The sequence below is a fragment of the Bradyrhizobium sp. CCBAU 11434 genome (assembly GCF_028128895.1).
GTDB lineage: Bacteria > Pseudomonadota > Alphaproteobacteria > Rhizobiales > Xanthobacteraceae > Bradyrhizobium > Bradyrhizobium zhengyangense.
Genome location: NZ_LBJX01000006.1, coordinates 1,344 through 1,699, shown reverse-complemented (window position 1 = coordinate 1,699; position 356 = coordinate 1,344). Strand labels below are relative to the sequence as shown.

The 356-nt window shown below is 61.0% G+C and carries 1 protein-coding gene; it reads left to right on the top strand.

The window, feature by feature from the left end:
• The coding region (locus XI06_RS07240) for a hypothetical protein (RefSeq protein WP_271604947.1) at nucleotides 1-356 on the top strand (356 nt) is incomplete at both ends.

Here is a 356-nt window from a genome sequence, read left to right as displayed (position 1 = left end):
CAACATCGTCCTGGAACCGTGTCAAGAACATCTCCGGCTTCAGCGACGGCGTTCATACGATCGCGCCGCTGGCGGCGCCACTGACATTGCCGACCAGCGGAGTTGCGCCCGACAGCGCAGGTGCATCACTGCACTACTATGTGCGCTTCTCGATGTATGACGGGACGACCTTCACGGTCGACGGCAACAAGCTGTTCGGCCTGCACGGCTTCTCGTTCAGCGACGACCAGACGCTCAATATCGGCAGTCAGTCGACGGGAGCGGGGGCGGGCAAGGTCACCTTTAATCCGCTGCATCTGAGCTTCTCCCAGCTCGGGCTCGATCCAAAGCTATTCCAGATGCTGGCCTCCGGGACA